This is a genomic window from Arthrobacter sp. lap29 (assembly GCF_032458965.1).
Classification (GTDB): domain Bacteria; phylum Actinomycetota; class Actinomycetes; order Actinomycetales; family Micrococcaceae; genus Specibacter; species Specibacter psychrochitiniphilus.
In genome coordinates, this window is sequence record NZ_JAUCEK010000003.1 from 38,082 (window position 1) to 57,249 (window position 19,168).

18 protein-coding genes are annotated in these 19,168 nt (G+C 60.7%); 10 read left to right on the forward strand and 8 right to left on the reverse strand.

What is annotated here, in order from left to right:
- Positions 1–103: 103 nt before the first annotated feature.
- Positions 104–1,270 (forward strand): 23S rRNA (adenine(2503)-C(2))-methyltransferase RlmN, encoded by a 1,167-nt coding sequence (gene rlmN / locus RY113_RS05735; RefSeq protein ID WP_315914110.1) that lies wholly within the window; start codon positions 104–106, stop codon positions 1,268–1,270.
- A gap of 92 nt (positions 1,271–1,362) precedes the next feature.
- Here rlmN and RY113_RS05740 read toward each other — a convergent pair whose 3' ends face one another.
- Entirely contained in the window at positions 1,363–2,118 is a 756-nt protein-coding gene (locus RY113_RS05740) for a peptidyl-tRNA hydrolase (protein WP_315913842.1), read from the reverse strand.
- Here RY113_RS05740 and RY113_RS05745 point away from each other — a divergent pair.
- Entirely contained in the window at positions 2,117–3,322 is a 1,206-nt protein-coding gene (locus RY113_RS05745; protein ID WP_315913843.1) for an aminotransferase class I/II-fold pyridoxal phosphate-dependent enzyme, read from the forward strand. The genes RY113_RS05740 and RY113_RS05745 overlap by 2 nt on opposite strands.
- Before the next feature lie 5 nt (positions 3,323–3,327).
- Here RY113_RS05745 and RY113_RS05750 read toward each other — a convergent pair whose 3' ends face one another.
- On the reverse strand, positions 3,328–3,753 hold the full coding sequence (locus tag RY113_RS05750) for an acyl-CoA thioesterase (RefSeq protein ID WP_110105285.1): 426 nt from the start codon (positions 3,751–3,753) through the stop codon (positions 3,328–3,330).
- 203 nt (positions 3,754–3,956) lie between these two features.
- On the opposite strand from RY113_RS05750, the gene RY113_RS05755 reads away from it, so the two are divergent.
- A complete protein-coding gene (locus RY113_RS05755) occupies positions 3,957–4,304 on the forward strand; it encodes a hypothetical protein (protein WP_315913844.1) in 348 nt (115 codons plus the stop codon).
- A 486-nt stretch (positions 4,305–4,790) separates the two neighbouring features.
- Here RY113_RS05755 and purB read toward each other — a convergent pair whose 3' ends face one another.
- Positions 4,791–6,233, reverse strand: coding sequence for an adenylosuccinate lyase (gene purB / locus RY113_RS05760; RefSeq protein ID WP_315913845.1), 1,443 nt, complete (start codon positions 6,231–6,233; stop codon positions 4,791–4,793).
- 163 nt (positions 6,234–6,396) lie between these two features.
- Here purB and RY113_RS05765 point away from each other — a divergent pair, with 163 nt between their 5' ends.
- Both RY113_RS05765 and RY113_RS05770 read left to right on the forward strand, forming a co-directional pair.
- Positions 6,397–6,750, forward strand: a complete 354-nt coding sequence (locus tag RY113_RS05765) for a hypothetical protein (protein ID WP_315913846.1) — start codon at positions 6,397–6,399, stop codon at positions 6,748–6,750.
- Between the two features lie 147 nt (positions 6,751–6,897).
- On the forward strand, positions 6,898–8,475 hold the full coding sequence (locus tag RY113_RS05770; protein WP_315913847.1) for a hypothetical protein: 1,578 nt from the start codon (positions 6,898–6,900) through the stop codon (positions 8,473–8,475).
- Between the two features lie 13 nt (positions 8,476–8,488).
- Here the strand turns inward: RY113_RS05770 and RY113_RS05775 are convergent, their stop codons facing one another.
- Entirely contained in the window at positions 8,489–8,917 is a 429-nt protein-coding gene (locus RY113_RS05775) for a phage holin family protein (RefSeq protein ID WP_315913848.1), read from the reverse strand.
- A 112-nt stretch (positions 8,918–9,029) separates the two neighbouring features.
- Here RY113_RS05775 and hisC point away from each other — a divergent pair, with 112 nt between their 5' ends.
- The 4 genes from hisC to RY113_RS05795 all read left to right on the forward strand — a co-directional run bounded on the left by hisC (position 9,030) and on the right by RY113_RS05795 (position 13,987).
- Positions 9,030–10,148, forward strand: a complete 1,119-nt coding sequence (hisC, locus tag RY113_RS05780) for a histidinol-phosphate transaminase (RefSeq protein WP_110105281.1) — start codon at positions 9,030–9,032, stop codon at positions 10,146–10,148.
- A 163-nt stretch (positions 10,149–10,311) separates the two neighbouring features.
- Positions 10,312–11,547, forward strand: a complete 1,236-nt coding sequence (gene pdhA / locus RY113_RS05785) for a pyruvate dehydrogenase (acetyl-transferring) E1 component subunit alpha (RefSeq protein ID WP_315913849.1) — start codon at positions 10,312–10,314, stop codon at positions 11,545–11,547.
- Entirely contained in the window at positions 11,544–12,518 is a 975-nt protein-coding gene (locus RY113_RS05790; protein WP_110105279.1) for an alpha-ketoacid dehydrogenase subunit beta, read from the forward strand. Before pdhA ends, RY113_RS05790 begins: the two co-directional genes overlap by 4 nt.
- Before the next feature lie 11 nt (positions 12,519–12,529).
- Positions 12,530–13,987, forward strand: a complete 1,458-nt coding sequence (locus RY113_RS05795) for a dihydrolipoamide acetyltransferase family protein (RefSeq protein WP_315913850.1) — start codon at positions 12,530–12,532, stop codon at positions 13,985–13,987.
- Positions 13,988–14,123: 136 nt separating this feature from the next.
- On the opposite strand, the gene RY113_RS05800 is transcribed toward RY113_RS05795, so the two are convergent.
- From RY113_RS05800 to RY113_RS05815, 4 genes are all read right to left on the reverse strand, one after another.
- Positions 14,124–15,434, reverse strand: a complete 1,311-nt coding sequence (locus RY113_RS05800; protein ID WP_315913851.1) for a PLP-dependent aminotransferase family protein — start codon at positions 15,432–15,434, stop codon at positions 14,124–14,126.
- A gap of 59 nt (positions 15,435–15,493) precedes the next feature.
- A complete protein-coding gene (locus tag RY113_RS05805) occupies positions 15,494–16,126 on the reverse strand; it encodes a hypothetical protein (RefSeq protein WP_315913852.1) in 633 nt (210 codons plus the stop codon).
- A gap of 245 nt (positions 16,127–16,371) precedes the next feature.
- A complete protein-coding gene (gene ald, locus RY113_RS05810; RefSeq protein ID WP_315913853.1) occupies positions 16,372–17,484 on the reverse strand; it encodes an alanine dehydrogenase in 1,113 nt (370 codons plus the stop codon).
- A gap of 52 nt (positions 17,485–17,536) precedes the next feature.
- The gene (locus RY113_RS05815; protein WP_315913854.1) at positions 17,537–18,022 is read right to left on the reverse strand and encodes a helix-turn-helix domain-containing protein; all 486 of its coding nucleotides are present in this window, start codon (positions 18,020–18,022) and stop codon (positions 17,537–17,539) included.
- A 36-nt stretch (positions 18,023–18,058) separates the two neighbouring features.
- Between RY113_RS05815 and RY113_RS05820 the strand changes: the two genes are divergently transcribed.
- Positions 18,059–19,165, forward strand: coding sequence for a Gfo/Idh/MocA family oxidoreductase (locus RY113_RS05820; protein ID WP_315913855.1), 1,107 nt, complete (start codon positions 18,059–18,061; stop codon positions 19,163–19,165).
- Positions 19,166–19,168 lie beyond the last annotated feature (3 nt).

Sequence of the window (19,168 nt, forward strand, 5' to 3'; positions counted from 1 at the left end):
CCCCGCCGTCTCCGCTTCCGCCGCGAACGATGCCAAAACCACGACCGCTCCCAAGAGCCGGACTGCCGAGGCCCGTTCCGCTGCCCGCCGCCCGGCCCAGGTCATGCCTGCCACGGAGGGCTGGGATCAGGCTAAGAACCCAGAAGGCCGCCCGCTGCTGCAGTTCAAGTCCCCGCGCGTCTCTCAGCCACCGGTGCACCTGGCGGATATGACGCTGCCCGAACGTGAGGCGAAGTTCAAGGAGATGGGCCTGCCGGCGTTCCGTGCCAAGCAGCTCTCCGTGCACTACTTCCAGCACTACACCACCGATCCCGAGCGCATGAGTGACCTGCCCAAGGACCGCCGCGCCGAGATCACCGAGACCATGTTCCCGAAGTTGCTGACAGAGATCAAGCGCCTCACCACGGACAACGGGGACACCGTGAAGTTCCTGTGGCGCCTCTTTGACGGTTCCCTCGTGGAGTCCGTGCTCATGCGTTACCCCGGCCGGATCACCCTGTGCGTGTCCAGCCAGTGCGGTTGCGGCATGAACTGCCCGTTCTGCGCCACGGGCCAGGCCGGGTTGACCCGCAACATGTCCACGGCGGAGATCCTGGACCAGATTGTCCAGGCCAACCGCGTGATTGCCGAGGGTGGGTTGGGGAACCTGCGCCGCGATGGCGGGCACGACGCCGACCGGGTCACCAACATTGTCTTCATGGGCATGGGTGAGCCGCTTGCGAACTACAAGCGCGTCATGAACGCCGTGCACCGCATGGTTGCCGAAGCCCCCGAGGGTCTGGGCATGTCCGCCCGCGGCATCACCGTATCCACCGTGGGCCTGGCCCCGGCCATCAGGAAGCTGGCGGAAGAAGGTGTGGCCATCACCTTCGCGCTCTCCCTCCACGCCCCGGATGATGAGCTGCGCGACGAGCTGATCCCGGTCAACGACAAGTGGAAGGTGGATGAGGTGCTGGACGCCGCGTACAACTACTACAAGGTCACCGGCCGCCGCGTGTCCATTGAATACGCGCTGATCAAGGACATGAATGATCACCCCTGGCGTGCCGAGATGCTCGCCAAGAAGCTCAACGCGCGCGGCCGCGGCTGGGTCCACGTGAATCCGATCCCGCTGAACCCCACCCCCGGCTCCATTTGGACCTCCTCCGAGCCAGCTGTCATGGCGGAGTTCATCAACACGCTGATCGATCTGGGCGTGCCCACCACGCTGCGCGATACCCGCGGCAAGGAGATCGACGGCGCCTGCGGCCAGCTCGCCGCCGCCGAGTAGCGCTGACGCAACTGATCCACAGCGCAACTATAGAACGACGCCGGAACTTAGGTTCCGGCGTCGTTCTTTACGTTATGCGGTGGTTGGGCCCGCTAGCGCACCTTGGTGGCGCTCACATAGGCGGTGGTGGAACCGGGCTCAATCTCGGTCCGGCCCGCGTCCTGAATGACGGGCCCGGCTGACTTCCGTGCACCCTTGCGGAACTCCTTCGCCGGGAGCTCAAGCACGCTCAACGGGAAACCGTCGGCCACCCATGCCTCCACCGTGCCGGGTTTGGATTCCAAAACCCACGCAAAGAGTGCGTGGGCGGCCTGGGCGGCGGCCTTGCCCGTGGACATCTCCAGGGAGGCGTTGAGTACAATCGTCAACGGTGCCGGCGGCAGCGGTTCGCCGCGGGGCAGCTGGGTGCCGGAAACCTGCAGCTTAGCCAGCAGCTTCGGCAGTGCGGCGGCGGGCATGGGTGGCAGACCCGCGGCGCGTCCTTCGCCAACTTCGACTAGCGCATGCTCCGGGAACGCTGCGAGCACCTTGGCGAACATTTTTGCGTCGGCCCGGCGCACCGTCTTGCCGAATGCCGCGGAGGACCAATCCCGCCAATCCGGGTTCTCGGGGTCGCGCAGGAACGCCTGAACGGAGGCCAGGGCGGCAGCCGCAATACCGTGGTGTTCCCCTGCCGGATCTTCCCGGTCCACCAGCAAAATGATGGGTTGAATCAATTCTTCATCGCTGCGTTGCGTGTATTCACTCACCCCACCAGCGTAGGGGTAATGCTTGCTGCGTGTGACAAGCTTGGATCCTGGCCGTGATTCCACCGGCCGTTCCAGCTGCAGCATCCAAGGAGTTCCCATGACCAAGCCGCTCACTGTTGCCAGCCGTGCCCAAGTACCGCCCTTTCAGGTCATGGACATCCTGGCACGCGTGGCCGAACTGCGTGCCGAGGGGCGGGACGTCATTTCACTGTGCGCAGGGGAACCCGGCAGTGGCGCACCGGCGGAGGTCTCGGCCGCAGCAGCCGCGATCCACGCGGCCGGAACACCACTGACATACACCCCGGCGCTGGGCATCGCCGAGCTTCGCGAAGCCATCTCCGGACACTACCGGCGCTGGTACGGGCTCGCTGTCCCGGCGCGGAACGTGGCCGTCACCACCGGCTCCTCCGGCGCCTTTGTGCTGACTTTCCTCTCAGCCTTCAACGCCGGTGACCGCGTAGCCCTGGCCCGGCCAGGTTACCCGGCATATAAGAACATCCTGAGTTCGCTGGGTGTGGAAGTGGTGGAGCTGGACTGCGGCCCCGAATCCCGCTTCCAGCCCACACCAGCACAACTTGAGCAGGCAGTACGCACACACGGACCGTTGAGCGGGCTAATGCTGGCTTCCCCCGCAAACCCCACCGGAACCATGGTGTCCAAACCGGAGCTCGAAGCACTCACCCGGTGGTGTGCGGATGCGGGAGTACGCCTCATCAGCGACGAAATTTACCACGGCATCGCATACCCGGAATCCGGTGCGGAGAACCCGCGCGGAGTGTGCGCTTGGGAACTTGACCGCTGCGCCGTCGTGATTTCCAGCTTCTCCAAATACTGGGGCATGACGGGCTGGCGGCTGGGTTGGGCCATTGTGCCCGATGACCTCATCGACACCGTGGATGCACTCGCTGGGAACGTGGCCCTGTGCCCACCAGCTCCCGCCCAGATGGCGGCCGTGGCGGCGTTCAGCGAGGCGTCCTATGAGGCGGCCGATAATTTTGTGGCCGAATATGCCCGTACTCGGGAGTATTTGCTGGCCAACCTTGACCGGTTGGGGTGGGGCGATGCTGCGCCCGCGGACGGCGCTTTTTACCTCTACGCAAACCTAGGTGCAGCCATGGACGGATTTGCTGATTCGGCTGCGTATTGTGCGGCGTTGCTGGAATCGGCAGGGGTTGCGGTTGTGCCCGGGCTGGACTTTGATTCGGTGGCCGGAACGGACACGGTCAGGCTGAGTTTTGCTGGCGGGTACAGCACCGTCCGCGAAGGTTTCGAGCGGATCGTTGCCTTCCAGCAGGAACGGTAGAGGCGCTACTGGTCAACTTCTTTTAGGTGCATGGGCAACCTGTCGCGGTCGTAGGTGATGCAGTCATAACCGTGGGCAGCAGGGTTGCCGTCAGAGCCCAAGTTCACGAACACAATCTTTTCGATGGTCAGGATTGATTTCCGCGTGAACATGTTGCGTACTTCGGCGCGCATTGTCAATGAAGTGCGGCCAAAATGAGTGGCTGTCAGGCCCATCTCAATGAGATCGCCCTTGACAGCGGACGAGACAAAATTGATCTCCGACATGTATTTAGTCACTGCCATGCCGTTGCCGAGTTGGACGATCGCATAGATGGCCGCTTCCTCATCGATCCAGCGCAGCAGGCTGCCGCCGAAGAGGGTGCCGTTGGCGTTGAGGTCCTCCGGGCGGACCCATTTGCGCGTGTGGAAAGTAATATCACCATTGTTCATACAGCCAAACCTAACGGCGAACACTGCTCGCGGCCCCGGATTGTCGTCGGAAACACAGCATGGGGTGTGCCACAGTGGCCGGGAATCCTCAGTGTTCATTCCTTTCAAAGCTGCAGCCGCCGGGACCTTGTTCACAAAACTCGTTGTTGCCCTTTTGCGCGGATTCCTGAACTGGAAGTTTGGATCCATGGAAAGGAAAAACCATGGATGATTCTTTTGGCCCCAATGACCACGGTACCTACGAGAATGAGGCTGATCGAGAGTTTCTTCAGCTGAGAAATTCAATGGGAACCCCTCGCTACAACGAATGCCCAGTGTGCTTCCTGGTACGAGTCATAGCAATGCTGGAGCCTGCGGGTTTCACCATGACCCAAGTATTTCGGACAACTAATGCCCCACGTGCCACCAATCTCGGCGAACGGCTATCGCACCTGGGCATTTACGGTGATGCCCAGCTCCTCCAGACCGGTGTCGTAGCCAATTCGACGATTTGGGAGGTTGAACGCTGTGCTGACTGCGGTATTCCCTTGGGGGCGCCGAATTGCTTCTGAGTCCGTAAGGGATCCACGCAGCCGTGGCCGTTTTAGGTAACAGTGGTTCGCACGGCTCGGCACTTGAATCCGCCCACTTGCCGATTCCGTTAGGAATGACACTCACTACTCTCGGCGTGATGGTGCTCGGAGCATATGTCTTCGATCGCGTTTCACGGCGGAAGAAAAACGGGGCCGCATCGGTCTCTATCGATTCAGGAAACCACCTATTATCGAACGTTGGTGCGGCGCCGGCGAAACGCTCAATTGCCACTGAACTTGCACTTCTATCTGAACTATCTTCACAAGGGGCTCTCTCCGCGGCCGAATTTGAAGCGGCTAAGCGCCGTGTCCTCCATAACTGATCCTTGAGTTGCCGCGCCTAGCTTCCATAAACGACGGCGGCACCCAAGGTGCGCTTGATGCGGCGGATTCTAGAACTCGCCTGCGCAAACTTCAGTGCCGCCGTCATACTTCATCTTCGCCAAAAAAACGGCGGAGGGGGTGTTACTTGTTCAGGTGGTCCACCAAGGACTCTGCGATGCCGATGTACTTGCCAGGGGTGAGGTCCAACAGGCGGGCCTGCGCCTCCGCGGAGAGGCCCAATCCGGAGACGAACTCCTGCATGCGGTCCGCGTCCACGCGGTGGCCGCGGGTCAGGTCCTTCAGGCGCTCGTAAGGATCTTCCATGCCCTCAACACCGGCGATGGCCTCGGCGCGCATGACCATCTGGATGGCCTCGGCGAGGACTTCCCAGTTGTGGTCAAGGTCGTCGGCCAGCACGGCCTCTGCGGTGTCTAGGCGGCCCAGGCCGCCCAAAACATTGTTGATGGCGAGTACGGAGTGGCCAAAGGCTACGCCAATGTTGCGCTGGCTAGAGGAGTCTGTGAGGTCGCGCTGCCAGCGGCTCGTGACCAAAGTGGCGCCCAGAGTGTCAAGGAGTGCGTTGGAGATCTCAAGGTTGGCCTCGGCGTTTTCGAAGCGGATCGGGTTGACCTTGTGCGGCATGGTGGAGGAACCTGTGGCGCCGGGAACCGGAACCTGGGCGAAGTAGCCGATGGAAATGTAGCTCCACACATCAGTGCACAGGTTGTGCAGGATGCGGTTGAAGCGTGCCATATCGGCGTACAGCTCAGCCTGCCAGTCGTGCGATTCGATCTGGGTAGTCAGCGGGTTCCAGGTCAGGCCCAGGGACTCAACGAAGGACTTGGCAACCGCTTCCCAGTCAGCTGTGGGAACGGAAGCGTAATGGGCGGCATAGGTGCCGGTGGCGCCATTGATCTTGCCCAAGATTTCGGTTTTGGCAATGCGGTCCAGCTGGCGGGTCAGGCGGAAGGCGGTGACAGCCAATTCCTTGCCCAAGGTCGTGGGCGTGGCCGGCTGGCCATGCGTGCGGGAGAGCATGGGGACGGCGCGGTTTTCCTCAGCCATCGCGGCGATCTTGGCGACCAGGGTCCGGGCTGCGGGTAGCCAGACGTCCTCGACGGCGCCCTTGACGCCTACGGCGTATGAGAGGTTATTGATGTCTTCGCTGGTGCAGCCAAAGTGGACCAGGGGCTTGAGGCGCTCCAAGCCCAGGGCGGCAAGACGGTTGCCAATGAAGTATTCCACGGCCTTGACGTCGTGGACCGTGACCTTTTCAATGTCGGCCAGTTCTTTGACGGATTCGGCGTCGAACTCGGTGACGATGCCGCGCAGGCCAGCCTGCTGCTCAGCGGTCAGCGGCTCGGTACCGGGCAGCACGTTGTTGTTGGTCAGGTGGATGAACCACTCGACTTCAACACCCACGCGGTCGCGGTTCAGGGCGGCCTCGGAGAGGTAGTCAACCAAAGGTGCAACAGCACCGAAATAGCGGCCATCGAGGGGGCCCAGAGCGATGCGCTCAGAGGAGGCGGCCAAGGACTTACGGCCGGAAGGGATGCGGGCTGTGGCGTTTGCGGAATCAGACATGGTGCCAATTCTTCCATGAACCGCCAATTCCTCCACAGCGGTGGCTTCCTCCCGGACGGGCCACAATCCAAGGCAGGGATGTAGCGCAAGTAAAGAGTGGACTTTTAGGCTGGTAACACGGGGGCATTTCGGGAGAGTTTTCTTAAAAAAGGTGGTGCCGCAGATGGCAGGGGCAGGAGATTTTCTTGGTGGACCGGGAGCCAGGGCTGGACCGCCGCCAGATGCTGTGGCGGCACTGGCCCAGAGGCTGGCAGGAATCGCAGCTGATATTGAGGGCCTCCGGCTGCAACTGTGCCAGCTAGTTTCTGTGGATTGGAAGTCGCCGGCGGCAGCTGCTTTCCGAGATGCGCTGACCGAACGGAACATGGCGATACTGGCCGTGGTCAGGGCCATTGAGAATGCAGCGGATGAGACTCGCAGCTATGGGCATTTCTTAAGCACCAGTGCGCAGTCATGCCTGCGCCCGGGCCTAGACGGGCCGCAGACTGGCGGAATCGTGTGGGTACCGCCGAGATGAGCCGAGTAGAAGGGTGGCATTTCCCGTGACGGGTTAAATCGTGGGTCTTACTGCCAGCGCCGGTGACAGTGCCCGTGCCGTGGGATGGCCCGTGCCAAGGTGCGGGAACAGCAGGGCAGCGAAAAGCCGGGGTGGAGGGTGGAGGATATGGCTGAAGAATATAAGGAGCGGACAGTGTTTTCCGTTGAGGGCGGCCCAGGATCCGTCAGCTACACACTGGCGGAGATTGCTGGGGCCGGTGTCGAGTTGGGCCAGCTAGCCAGAGATATGCTCTCGCTCGTGGAGCGAATACAGGCGGAATGGTTTTGGCTAAACGGAGCTGCTGCGGGAGCAGCGCCCTATCCCCACGGCCCACTTGACGCACTGCTCAATGCGCTGTGGGCCGGCAGGCGTGTGCAGGAAGACACCGCCGCACTTGCCCGCAAGACGGCTCAAGCGGGTGCTAGTTATGCTGCCGCGGAAGCGCGCAATGCAGCCATCACGGCACGGCTGGAAAGTCTTGCTGCACTTCGTCAGGGCCTCCATGCTGGCTCGTTGGGCCCGCTGGCACTCTTTGGAGTTGCCCAAAACATCGCGACGTCGTTACGCAAGCCAGGAACCGGGTTGCGGGATGTGGTGGAGAAGATTCTCAATGATGCCGGACCCTACGGCGCAGGCCTATTGGGTCCGGGCTTTGGGATGGCGTACCTGCTCTCCCAACTCCGGGGGCAGGGGACCAGCACGCCCGGAGTTAAGCAGGCGTTTGTGCTCCGAAAACTATTTGATACGGCCGGATTGGCCCATCCCGGTCATATGGTGGTTCGGCAGCTTCCGGCGCAGGAATGGGACTCTGCTGAGCCTTCCTTCCCGTCAGGGCATGCCTCCTCGACCGAGGGCCGGCCTTGGACGGTCGAAGCAAGTATTGAGGGCCTGCTGGATGGAAGTAACGACGCCTACAAATATCCGCCCGGGTCCATCGGGGTGGTACGTGTTCAGCGGCCCGACGGCACTCCGGTTTGGTTGGTCCACCTTCCGGGAACTGAAGACTGGTCCACGGTGGATAGTGCCAACCCCTTCGATATGGAAGGGAACTTGGAGGGGCTGACAGCTGCCCAAGCAGAAGCATTCAAACAACAGGAAGTGCTGATGCAGCAGCTCATCAAGGAATCTCTCAGGGCTGCGGGGGCCTTGCCAGGGGAAGAAGTGCTCCTCACCGGCCACAGCGGCGGCGGCATCCATGCTGCGGCGGCGGCCGCAGATTCGGCTTTTCTGGCCGAGGTCAATGTGAAGATGATAGTCATTGCAGGAGCACCTGCACGGAACGCGGAGGTTCCCGCCAGTACAGCTGTGCTGGATCTGCAAAATGAGCACGATCTCGTGACGGCAGCAGACTTCGGCCCACCCGCCCCAACTCCCAACTGGGTGACGGTGACTTCTCACCGGCCCCCTCTGCCCGAGGGGACGGATTTGGGGGACATCCTCAAGGAAGCCCACTCCCTCGACAACTATCTTGACGACGCCGCAGCCCTAGACAATCCCGAAAATTCGGCAACTGACGGATCCAGAGAGGCCATCAAAACAATTTTGGGCGCTGGCGTTGCTGGAGCGGCAGTGGCAGGGACAAAATGGGTTTTCCAAGGGAAGGACGTCGACGATCAGCCCAGGTCCGGAACAAAATCCGAAAAAGGGGCCGGGACGAAGAACAAAAGTGAAAAAAGTGACCGCTACAAACTCGGCGTCCGTTAGAGGCAGGAAGTTCTTAGTGCCGAGTATCGTTCTTTCTCAGGTTCCCAGTCAGCATGGACACCACGCTGATGATGAGCGCGGCGAAGATGGCTGTCCAGAAGAAGTTATCAATGCTGAAATCGACCGGCGTATAACTACTTAGCAAAGCCGTTAGCCACAACATGGCAGCGTTGATAACGATCGTGAACAAACCCAATGTCAGAATAGTCACCGGTAAAGACAGCAGTCTCACAATCGGTTTCACCAGCGCATTAACTACCCCAAATACCAGGCCGATGAACAAATACCCCAAGACCGTATTGACGGTAGCCGCAGTGCCTTCGGGGCCGCCTAAATTGGACTCAAGAACCGCTGCGGACGCGATGTGCATGCCGGGCAGGATCCAGCTGGCAAGCCACAGCCCAACGGCGTTGATGACTACTTGAATGATGAATCGTCGCATGTCCCCATGGTTACATAGTCCAGCAGCAGACGGCTGCAATGAATCCTTTTCTAGCACCCTCCCCGGGCTCACCCCGCTCGCGTGGGGCCCCTCGGCCGCTACGCTTGGGGGTATGACTGAGATGAATGCTGCCAATTCTTCGGTGCGGCCTCGCCCTGTAGTTGCCCGCCTGCCTAAATACGCTGCGGGAAAGCCGCCGGAAGACGTCCCTGGGCTGGAAAGCTTCAAATTGTCTTCCAATGAAAACCCGCTAGGTCCGGTCCCTGCAGTTCTGGACGCGATCCGCAACGCCACGGATGTCCACCGTTACCCGGACCCGAGTAGCACTGGACTACGCACGGCGCTCGGCGCATTCTTGAACGTGTCAGCTGATGACATTGTCACAGGCACAGGAAGTCTCGGGGCGCTGGATCAGATCCTTGCGGCCTTTGCTGGACAAAATGAGAACGGCGTGCAGGACGAGGTTGTCTACGCGTGGCGGTCCTTCGAGGCTTACCCCATTTCTGTTGGGCTTGCCGGCGCCAAGAGTATTCAGGTCCCGGTCCGCGCTGATGGCAGCCACGATCTCAAAGCAATGGCTGGCGCCGTCACCAACAACACCAAGGTAGTGCTGTTGTGCACGCCCAACAACCCCACCGGCACCGTGCTGCGTACGGAGGAAACAGAAGAGTTCATCCGTAGCATTCCCCAAGACGTCGTAGTAGTCATCGACGAGGCCTACCAGGAGTTTGTCCGTGCGGAAGATGCCGTCAGTGGCCTGGATTTGTACCGTAAGTACCCCAATGTGATTGCCCTTAGGACATTCTCCAAGGCGCATGGGCTGGCTGGGTTGCGGGTTGGATATTCAATTTCACAGCCTTGGATCAGCCAATATTTGCGCGCCGCCGCAACACCGTTTGCCGTCTCCGGAATCGGAGAAGCCGCAGCGGTCGCCTCGCTGGAAAACAATGACCAGGTTGTGGAAAGAGTACAAAGCCTGGTGGAGGAACGCGACCGCGTTGTGGCGGGCCTGGAGAAACTGGGATGGGAGATTCCCGATGCCCAGGGCAACTTTGTGTGGCTGGCATTGGGTGCCAATAGTCAAGAGTTTGCAACATTGGCACAGAGCCACGGCCTCTCATTGAGGGCCTTTGGTGATGAGGGCGTGCGGGTCAGCATCGGGGAAACGGCAGCAAACACACGATTCCTTGAAATCTGTGCTTCCTATACAAAAGAGCCACGGCGTTCCTAGCGATTAACAAAGGCAGGTTTTGCCGGGCTCTACCGATACAGTTGTAAATCGAAAACGTATATATATGCGCCCCCCGGAATGCATTCCGTAGGTGGCATATATCGGTACCAACGAGTCGAGGCGGGGCGCTTGAAGCCCTGGGTTTGGCAGACGAGGAGACAGCATGGGCACCGCCCAGCAAGCTGACACAGGCAATTCGCGCACCAGTGCCCAGGCATCGACGCGCCCACAAGCGGGGACCTCAGCCGGCGTCCTGCGCGCAGCCACAGTGGGCCCAGATGAGGCAGTCCAGCTCCTTGATGAGCATGGCGCCATTCATCACGACGCCACCTTTAGCCCTTACATTGAGAAGCTGGACCCTGAAGTTGTGCGTGGTTTCTACCGCGACATGGCAATCGTGCGCCGTTTCGACACGGAAGCAACCGCCCTCCAGCGGCAAGGTGAGCTGGCCCTGTGGGTTCCTGTTATTGGCCAAGAAGCCGCCCAAATTGGTTCCGGCCGTGCCATGAACAAGGCCGATTATGCCTTCCCCACGTACCGTGAGCACGGGGTGGCGTTGACGCGCGGCTTGGATTTGGCAGATCTCTTGAAGCTCTTCCGGGGCATTTCCAATGGCGGCTGGGATCCTCGCGAGACCAACTTCCATCTCTACACGCTGGTGCTCGCCGCGCAGACATTGCACGCAGTGGGCTATGCGATGGGCATCTCGCGCGATCTGGCAGCTGACCCCACAACCGAGCCGGCCGCCGTGGTGGCTTACTTTGGTGACGGTTCCAGCAGTGAGGGTGACGTTCACGAATCCATGGTGTTCGCCGCTTCCTACGACGCCCCCGTGGTATTTTTCTGCCAAAACAACAACTGGGCTATCTCCGTTCCCTTCGAGGTTCAGTCCAAGGTTCCGCTGGTCAACCGCGCTGCCGGATATGGCATCCCGGGCGTTCGCGTTGACGGCAACGATGTTCTGGCCGTCTACGCCGTGACCCGATGGGCGCTGGAGCATGCCCGCGATGGCCATGGCCCCGTATTCATCGAAGCCTCCACTTACCGCGTGGGCGCACACACCACGGCCGATGACCCCACCAAATACCGTATGAGTGCTGAAGAAGAGTTGTGGAAAACCCGGGACCCATTGGACCGGCTAGAAACGTACCTGCGTGCCGCAGGATTGGCTGATGAGGCCTTCTTTAAACAGGTAACGAACGACGGCGACGAGCTGGCTGCCCATGTCCGCCGCGCCACATTGGCGATGGGTGGGGCGGATATTCGCCAAAAGTTTGCCACGGTCTATGCGCAGGCCCACCCTCTGGTGGCCGAAGAGCTGGCCTGGTTTGAAAACTATGAGGCGTCCTTTGCTGAGGAAAATACCGAGAATTCGCAGACCCAGGGCGGCGCAGCATGAGCACAATGACCATTGCCAAGGCCATCAACGAAGGTCTGCGCGCAACACTTGCCAATGATCCCAAGAGCTTCCTCATGGGTGAGGACATTGGTTCTCTGGGCGGGGTCTACCGTGTGACGGAAGGCCTGAAAAAGGAATTTGGCGCCCACCGTGTCATGGACACGCCGCTGGCGGAATCCGGCATTATTGGGACCGCCTTGGGCATGGCTTTGCGCGGCCACCGCCCCATCTGCGAGATTCAATTTGACGGTTTTGTGTTCCCGGCGTTCAACCAGATCACCACGCAGCTGGCTAAAATTCATACCCGCTCCGACGGCCAGCTCAGCGCCCCAGTGGTCATCCGTATCCCCTACGGTGGCGGTATTGGCTCCATTGAGCACCACTCTGAATCTCCCGAGGCGCTCTTTGCCCACACTCCGGGGCTGCGTATCATCACCCCCTCCAACGCAAATGACGCCTACTGGATGATCCAGCAGGCCGTTGAGTGCAAGGATCCGGTGATCTTCTTTGAACCCAAGCGCCGCTACTGGCTCAAGGGTGAGGTCAATACGCAGGAGAGCCCGGGGGATCCGTTCAAGGCACATGTAGTGCGCGAAGGTAGCGACGCCACCCTTGTGGCCTACGGCCCGCTGGTCCCCGTGGCCCTGGCTGCTGCCAACGCGGCTGCCGAGGATGGTCACAGTGTGGAAGTCATTGACCTGCGCTCCATCTCCCCGATCGACTTTGACACCATTGAAGCGTCCGTGAAGAAGACTGGCCGCCTGGTTGTGGCCCACGAGGCTCCAACTTTTGGTGGCATTGGCGGGGAAATTTCCGCACGCATCAGTGAGCGTTGTTTTTACTCGCTGGAGGCACCTGCCATCCGCGTGGGTGGCTTCCATATGCCGTACCCGGTAGCCCGAGTTGAAGAGCACTACTTGCCGGACATTGACCGCATGTTGGAGGCGCTGGACCGCGCCTTCGCATACTAGGAAGGCCTCCCATGTCTACCCAGAATTTCTTTAAGCTGCCCGATGTTGGCGAGGGCCTTTTGGAGGCCGAAATTGTCTCCTGGAAGGTCAAGGCCGGCGATGTTGTGGCCGTCAATGACGTGATCGTGGAGATTGAAACAGCCAAGTCGCTTGTTGAACTGCCCTCGCCCTACGCGGGAGTAGTTGCGGCGCTGATGGTTGCTGAAGGTGACACGGTTGACGTGGGAACACCCATCATCGCCATTGGCTCTGAGGCGCCAGCCGGTGATTCCAAGGGTTTTTCAGCCGAGGCTCAGGGTCCGGCCCCCGCCGCCTCCGAGGTGCCGAACGAATCAGAGCAGATAAAGCCGCTGGTAGGTTCTGGACCCAAGGCTGACGCCGTCAAGCGCCGTGCGCGGAAAACTCCAGCCCCTTCCACTGCAGCCCCTTCCACCCCGGCCCCTTCCGCCCCGAATGGGGACCCATCTTCGGCTCCGGTCTCGGCTCAGGCAGAGCCGCAGTTCCCGGCGGCAAACACTGCGCTCTCGGCGCAAGCAAAATCCAATCGCGTGTTGGCAAAACCGCCGGTGCGTAAGGCTGCCAAGGATCTGGGTATCGATCTAAGTCTGGTCTCCGCCTCCGGAGTGCGCGGCGAAGTGACCAAGAAGGATCTGCTCAGCTACCAAGATCAGCGCGCGGCTGGAGAAGGCCAGGGCGCATCAGCTCCGGGCCAGTCAGCCCAGTTCTGGTCAGCCTCAACTCCCGCCACCGGCAAGGTGGAAAACCCGCGCCAAGATGACCCTCGCATTGAGCGCATCAAGGTCAAGGGTGTCCGCAAGGCGACCGCCAAGGCCATGGTGGAGAGCGCGTTCTCGGCCCCGCATGTCAGCATCTTTGTTGATGTGGACGCCTCACGGACCATGGAATTTGTGAAGCGGCTCAAGGCGTCACGCGATTTCGAGGGCATTAGAGTTTCCCCCTTGCTGATTCTGGCCAAGGCCGTCATCTGGGCCGCCGCACGCAACCCCTCCGTCAACGCCACGTGGGCAGGCGATGAAATTATCATCAAGCACTTCATGAACCTAGGCATTGCGGCAGCCACGCCGCGCGGGCTTATGGTGCCAAACATCAAGGACGCACAGGACCTTTCCTTAAAGGAACTGGCCATTGCGTTGAATGGATTGGCCACAACCGCGCGGTCAGGCAAGACGGCACCGGCGGACATGGCCGGCGGCACGCTGACGGTCACTAACATCGGCGCACTGGGCATTGACACGGGCACGCCCATCATCAACCCGGGCGAGGTGGCAATCGTGGCCTTTGGTACCATCAAGCAAAAGCCGTGGGTGGTGGATGGTGAGGTTGTGCCGCGCTGGATCACCACGCTGGGCGGATCCTTCGACCACCGCGTGGTGGACGGCGACCTCTCAGCCCGATTCATGGCTGACGTTGCCGCCATCATGGAAGAGCCGGCACTCCTGCTGGACTGAACCGGTCAGAAAATCCGCGCCTTGTGAAAAATGCCGCCGTTTGACGTAAATGCCATGGTTCAAACTAGGGCATTTACGTCAAACGGCGGCATTTCTGTGTAGCTACCGTACATGGCGGCTGCGGGCAGGGCCTCCGCTACACCCCGGCGATCGCCTCGGCCAGAACCGGAGCCAGCCGCTTCACTCCTTCACGCAACGTTTCCGGAGGTACGGCGCTGAATGCCAGGCGCAGCTTGTTGCTGGGGCCTTGCTGGGGAGAGAATGCTGCGCCAGGAACAAACACCACACCGGCATCGATCCCCTTGTGCAGCAGCGGGTATGTGTCGATCCCTTCAGGCAGGCTCAGCCAGACGAAGAAGCCGCCCTCGGGTTTGGTCCAGGAGACAGTGTCCGGCATGAACTCGGCCAAGGCCTGCAGCAATGCCGTGCAGCGCTCCTGGTACAGCGCACGGTAGGTGCTGACCTGGCCCTGCCAGTCGTAGTTGTTCAGGTAGTCGCTGACCAGCATTTGATTGAAGGTGGGCGGGCATAGGGTCACGGCCTCGCTAGCCAGGTAGAAGCGCTGCTTCAAATGTGCCGGGACCAGGGCCCAGCCAATGCGCAGCCCCGGTGCAAAAATCTTGGAGAACGAGCCCAAGTACAGCACGTCTTCAGCGTTGGCCGCACGCAGGGGCTCCGGGAGAACGCCGTCGAACTTCAAGAGCCCGTAGGGATTATCTTCCAGTACCAAGATATTTGCTTTACGGCATATATCTACAATTTCCTGGCGCCGTTCCGGTGCCAGCATGACGCCGGAGGGGTTGTTGAAGTTCGGGATGGTGTAGAGCAGCTTGATGCGCTTGCCCTCGGCCTGTAACGCGGCAATGCGCTCCCGCAGCAGTGCAGGGACAATGCCGTGCTCATCGCCAATCACTGGCTGTACGTCAACTTCGTACGCCTCGAAAGTGTTCAGTGCGCCAACGTAGGTGGGATCCTCGATCAAGATGACATCGCCTGGATCGCAAAAAACCTTCGCCGCCACGTCCTGCGCGGATTGCGATCCGGCCGTGATGACCACGTTCTCCGGATCGGCATCGAGAATTCCCTCCGCTGCCATGACCTGGCAAATTTGGGTCCGCAGTTCCAAGGTGCCCTGCCCGCCGCCATATTGCAGGGCCTCCAGACCGTGCGTGGCAATGATGGCGGACGCCGAAGCGGCCAGCCGATCCAGCGGCAGTGACTGCAGGTAAGGGTTGCCTCCGGCCAAGGACACCAGGCCCGGCTGCATGGAAATTTCGAAAACATCCCGGACGGCTGATTGCTTGATGTTGGCAGCCCGGGCAGAGAGCAGGGCTTCATGCCTGTGCGCGCCCGGGGGCAGTGTGCTGGCGGAGGCTCGCGTCAGGGCGTCGACGGCTTCTTCGGACAGGGTTTCGGCGGCGTAGGCGTCGGAGGCTGAAGTGTTCACGTGCTCAGGATATAACCAATGTCGCTAAATAGGCATCAAAAGTTTTTCTTTAGTGCGCGCTACTTCAGGCTGAGTGCCGCGCTGAGCGGTTGCCCATTGAGTGTGATCGCCACAGGTGCTCCGGCGGCCTGCTTGGCGGTGAGTAGAAGTTGCGCTTCCACCCGCGGGATGTCACATTCCCCGCCCATCACCAAGGTGCCCGTGAGGTGGGCCGTAATGCTTGTCCCCGACCGCTCAACTGAGGACACCGCAACAGCAGATTGCCAGAGAGCATTGAGCAGACCTGATTGTCCGTAGCTCTTCGAATGGTTATCGAGAAGTGTTTGCAGCGCCGCCTGGACGGGGTCCGTATAAGTTACGGGCGCGCTTTTTACGGCAACCGCACTATCCCCGCAGCCCACCGCCGGTCCAGAGACGCCGGAATCGTGCTCGGCGATGAAGTACAGGCTCAAGGTTGCCGTGGTGGGCGCAGCGGTTGCTTGTGTCGAGGACGACGCCGGATCCTGGCTTGGTGCCCCAATCCCACCAGTGCTTGAGGTGCTCAGGCTTGAAGTGGGGGAGGAGGTGGCCGTTTTGCTGGCGGCTGTGTCGCTGGCCGCCGGGCTTGCTGAGCCGCCCCGGTTGCCTCCCGTGCATCCTCCCAATGCCAGGACGATTCCGGCCAAAAGTACCAGAGCTGATGATGTCCTCATGACGGCCTCCCGATGAGACGTAGGTGGATGCGATGCTTGCACACCGCTTCTGAGCTGCCGCGTTTCTGAGCCGCCACTTTTTTCTGGCAGCCACGCTTTTGGCAAGCAGTATCTCTACAAATCACGCTACGTCAGCCCACGGTGCGAATAAAGGAGCGCAAGGCAACAGGCGTTCAACTGCAACCACGTCGCAGGATGGTCACGAGCCCACGAGCCCACGAGCCCCTAACTGCGGCGATGAAGCCTCATACGAGCCCGCGCCAGTCAGTGCTCAGTGGCAGGCCATGTGCCGTGGAAACCGAATGGTGCGTGATGGAGCCGCCAGCCACGTTGAGCCCTGCCAGCAGGGCTGGATCGGCGTCAAGCGCGGCGGCCACGCCACGGTTTGCCAGGGCCACCACGTAGCGCAAGGTGACGTTGGTCAGTGCGTAGGTGGAAGTGTTGGGTACCGCGCCGGGCATATTTGCCACACAGTAAAACAGTGAATTGTGGACAGTGAAGGTGGGATTGTCGTGTGTGGTGGGCCGGGAATCTTCAAAGCAGCCGCCCTGATCAATGGCGATGTCTACTAAAACCGAGCCCGGCTTCATGCGGGACACCAATTCATTGCTGACAAGCTTGGGGGCCTTGGCGCCGGGAATCAGCACGGAGCCAATCACCAGATCTGCCTGCAGTAGTGATCGCTCGATCTCCAAGGTGTTAGAGGCCACGGTTTTGAGCCTGCCATGGTAATCGTCATCCAGTTCCTGCAACCGCGGGATGTTAATGTCCATGATGGTCACGTCGGCGCCGGCGCCAATGGCCATGGCCGCGGCCTGGGTGCCAGAGACCCCCGCTCCCAGGATGGCCACATTGGCTGGGCGAACACCCGGAACCCCTCCCAAGAGCATGCCCTTTCCGCCAAACGGGGCAGTCAGGTACTGGGCTCCTACCTGTACTGACAGGCGCCCTGCCACAGCTGACATGGGTGCCAACAGGGGAAGAAACCGTCCCACCTGAACGGTCTCGTACGCAATGGCCGTGACCCCCGAATCCATGAGTGCGCGCGTTAGTTCCGGCTCTGCAGCCAGGTGCAGATACGTAAACAGCACCAGCCCCTTGCGGAAGTAGCCGTATTCGCTGCTGACGGGTTCCTTGACTTTGACCACTATCTCAGAGCGAGCCCAGATCTCACCGGGATCCCCAAGGAGTTCCGCGCCAGCTAAGGCAAACTCGGCGTCACTGATACCTGAACCAGTTCCGGCCCCGTTCTGGACCAGCACGGTGTGCCCGTTACGGACCAGTTCATGAACCCCGGAAGTAGTGAGGGCCACGCGGAATTCGTTATTCTTTACTTCTTCTGGAACGCCAATGATCATGATGTACCGTCCTCACTAAATTATTGTCAAAAAATTGGCTGGTTTGGCGCCCTCAAAGAGGTGCGCTGAAGGGACGTGCGGCCGCGGCTGGCCGGTCAGGGTGAGCGCCGGTCAGGGCGAGCACCGGTCCGCGCGAGCCGGAAAGCGGGCTACTGGGGGGGCTCCCCGGCACTGAGACCTTTTGCCTGGCTAACCAGTCCGTAATATCTTGACGGCGGATGCGCCGGTGCGAGCCGCGGTATTCCACAGCAATCTCGCCTCGATCCGTAAGGTTACGCAGAAAGGTGTGGGAGATCCCGGCCAGTTCTGCGGCCTGAGACGTGGTGAGTAGCTCAGCAATGCTGGCTACATTCACGGCGTCCCCTTGCGAAAGCCGGCGCAGGAGGTCCAGCACGGCTTCCCGCGCACCAGTATCAAGACGGTGCGCGGTTCCGTCCACGAATACCGTCACATCATCACTGTCGGCGAGGGTCCGTGTCAGGGCAGCCTGTTCTTCGGGACGCAAAGGGGAACTGATTCGGGGCGCATGCAAGGTCATGGATCACATGGTAACCCGGACTGTAGGGTATGACCCATGGAACAAAGAATCCGCACGGCAGTCTTGGGATATGGATTGGCGGGAAGTGTTTTCCATGCCCCGTCAATCGCCGCGTTGGATACGTTTAGTTTGGACGTCATTGTCACCTCGGATCCGGCCCGCCAAGCCGCGGCACTAGCAGCCCATCCAAGTGCCCGGGTGCTCTCCCGCGAGGAGTGGGATAGCGCCACAGGGGATGGGGCCAACAGTCATGAAAACCTTGACCTGGTAGTGGTGGCCACCCCGCCAGCTACACACGTGAGGCTGGCAAGCCGGGCGTTGGCAGCAGGCTGCGCGGTAGTGGTGGACAAGCCTTTCACACCGAGCAGCGCTGAGGGCGAGGCGTTGATTGCCCTGGCCAAGGCGTGCGGACAAATTCTCACCACCTACCAAAATCGGCGCTGGGACGGGGAATACCTCACGCTGGTGAAACTACTCGCTGACGGTGCCCTCGGTTCGGTCCACCGTTTCGAATCCCGTCTGGAACGGTGGCAGCCAGTCATCACCAAGGCCTGGAAGGCGCAGGCAACAGTGGATGCAGGTGGCGGGATCCTTTTCGATCTGGGCACCCATCTCATTGATCAGGCGTTGGAACTTTTCGGCCCCGTGACGCGGGTCCATGGGGAATTGGCCGCCAGGCGCCCGGCAGAAATGGCCGACGACGATGCTTTCGTTGCGTTGGAACATGCCAACGGGGTGATTTCTCACCTCTGGATGAATCTGACAGCCGCGCATAAAGGCCCGAGGCTGCGTGTGCTGGGCTCGGAAGGTGCCTATGTGAAGCAGGATGGCGATATCCAAGAAGCGCAGCTCCAGGCAGGGATCCGCCCGGGTGATGCAAGCTACGGTGTTGAGTCCCCGGAGCAGTGGGGAAATGTGTGGCGGGCGGGGGAGGCCGCACCGGTCCCCACCGAACGGGGAGATTTTTCAGTTTTCTATGAACTGCTGGCGGACGCTATTTCCCAGGGCGGCCCAGTGCCGGTGGATCCGGCCGATTCCGTGGAAGGATTAAAAATCATTGAATTAATTCGAGCCAGCGCAGGGCGATCTTTACCCGGCAGCGCAACTTCCGGCAGCGCTACTTCCGCCAGTGCCGATTCCTAAAGG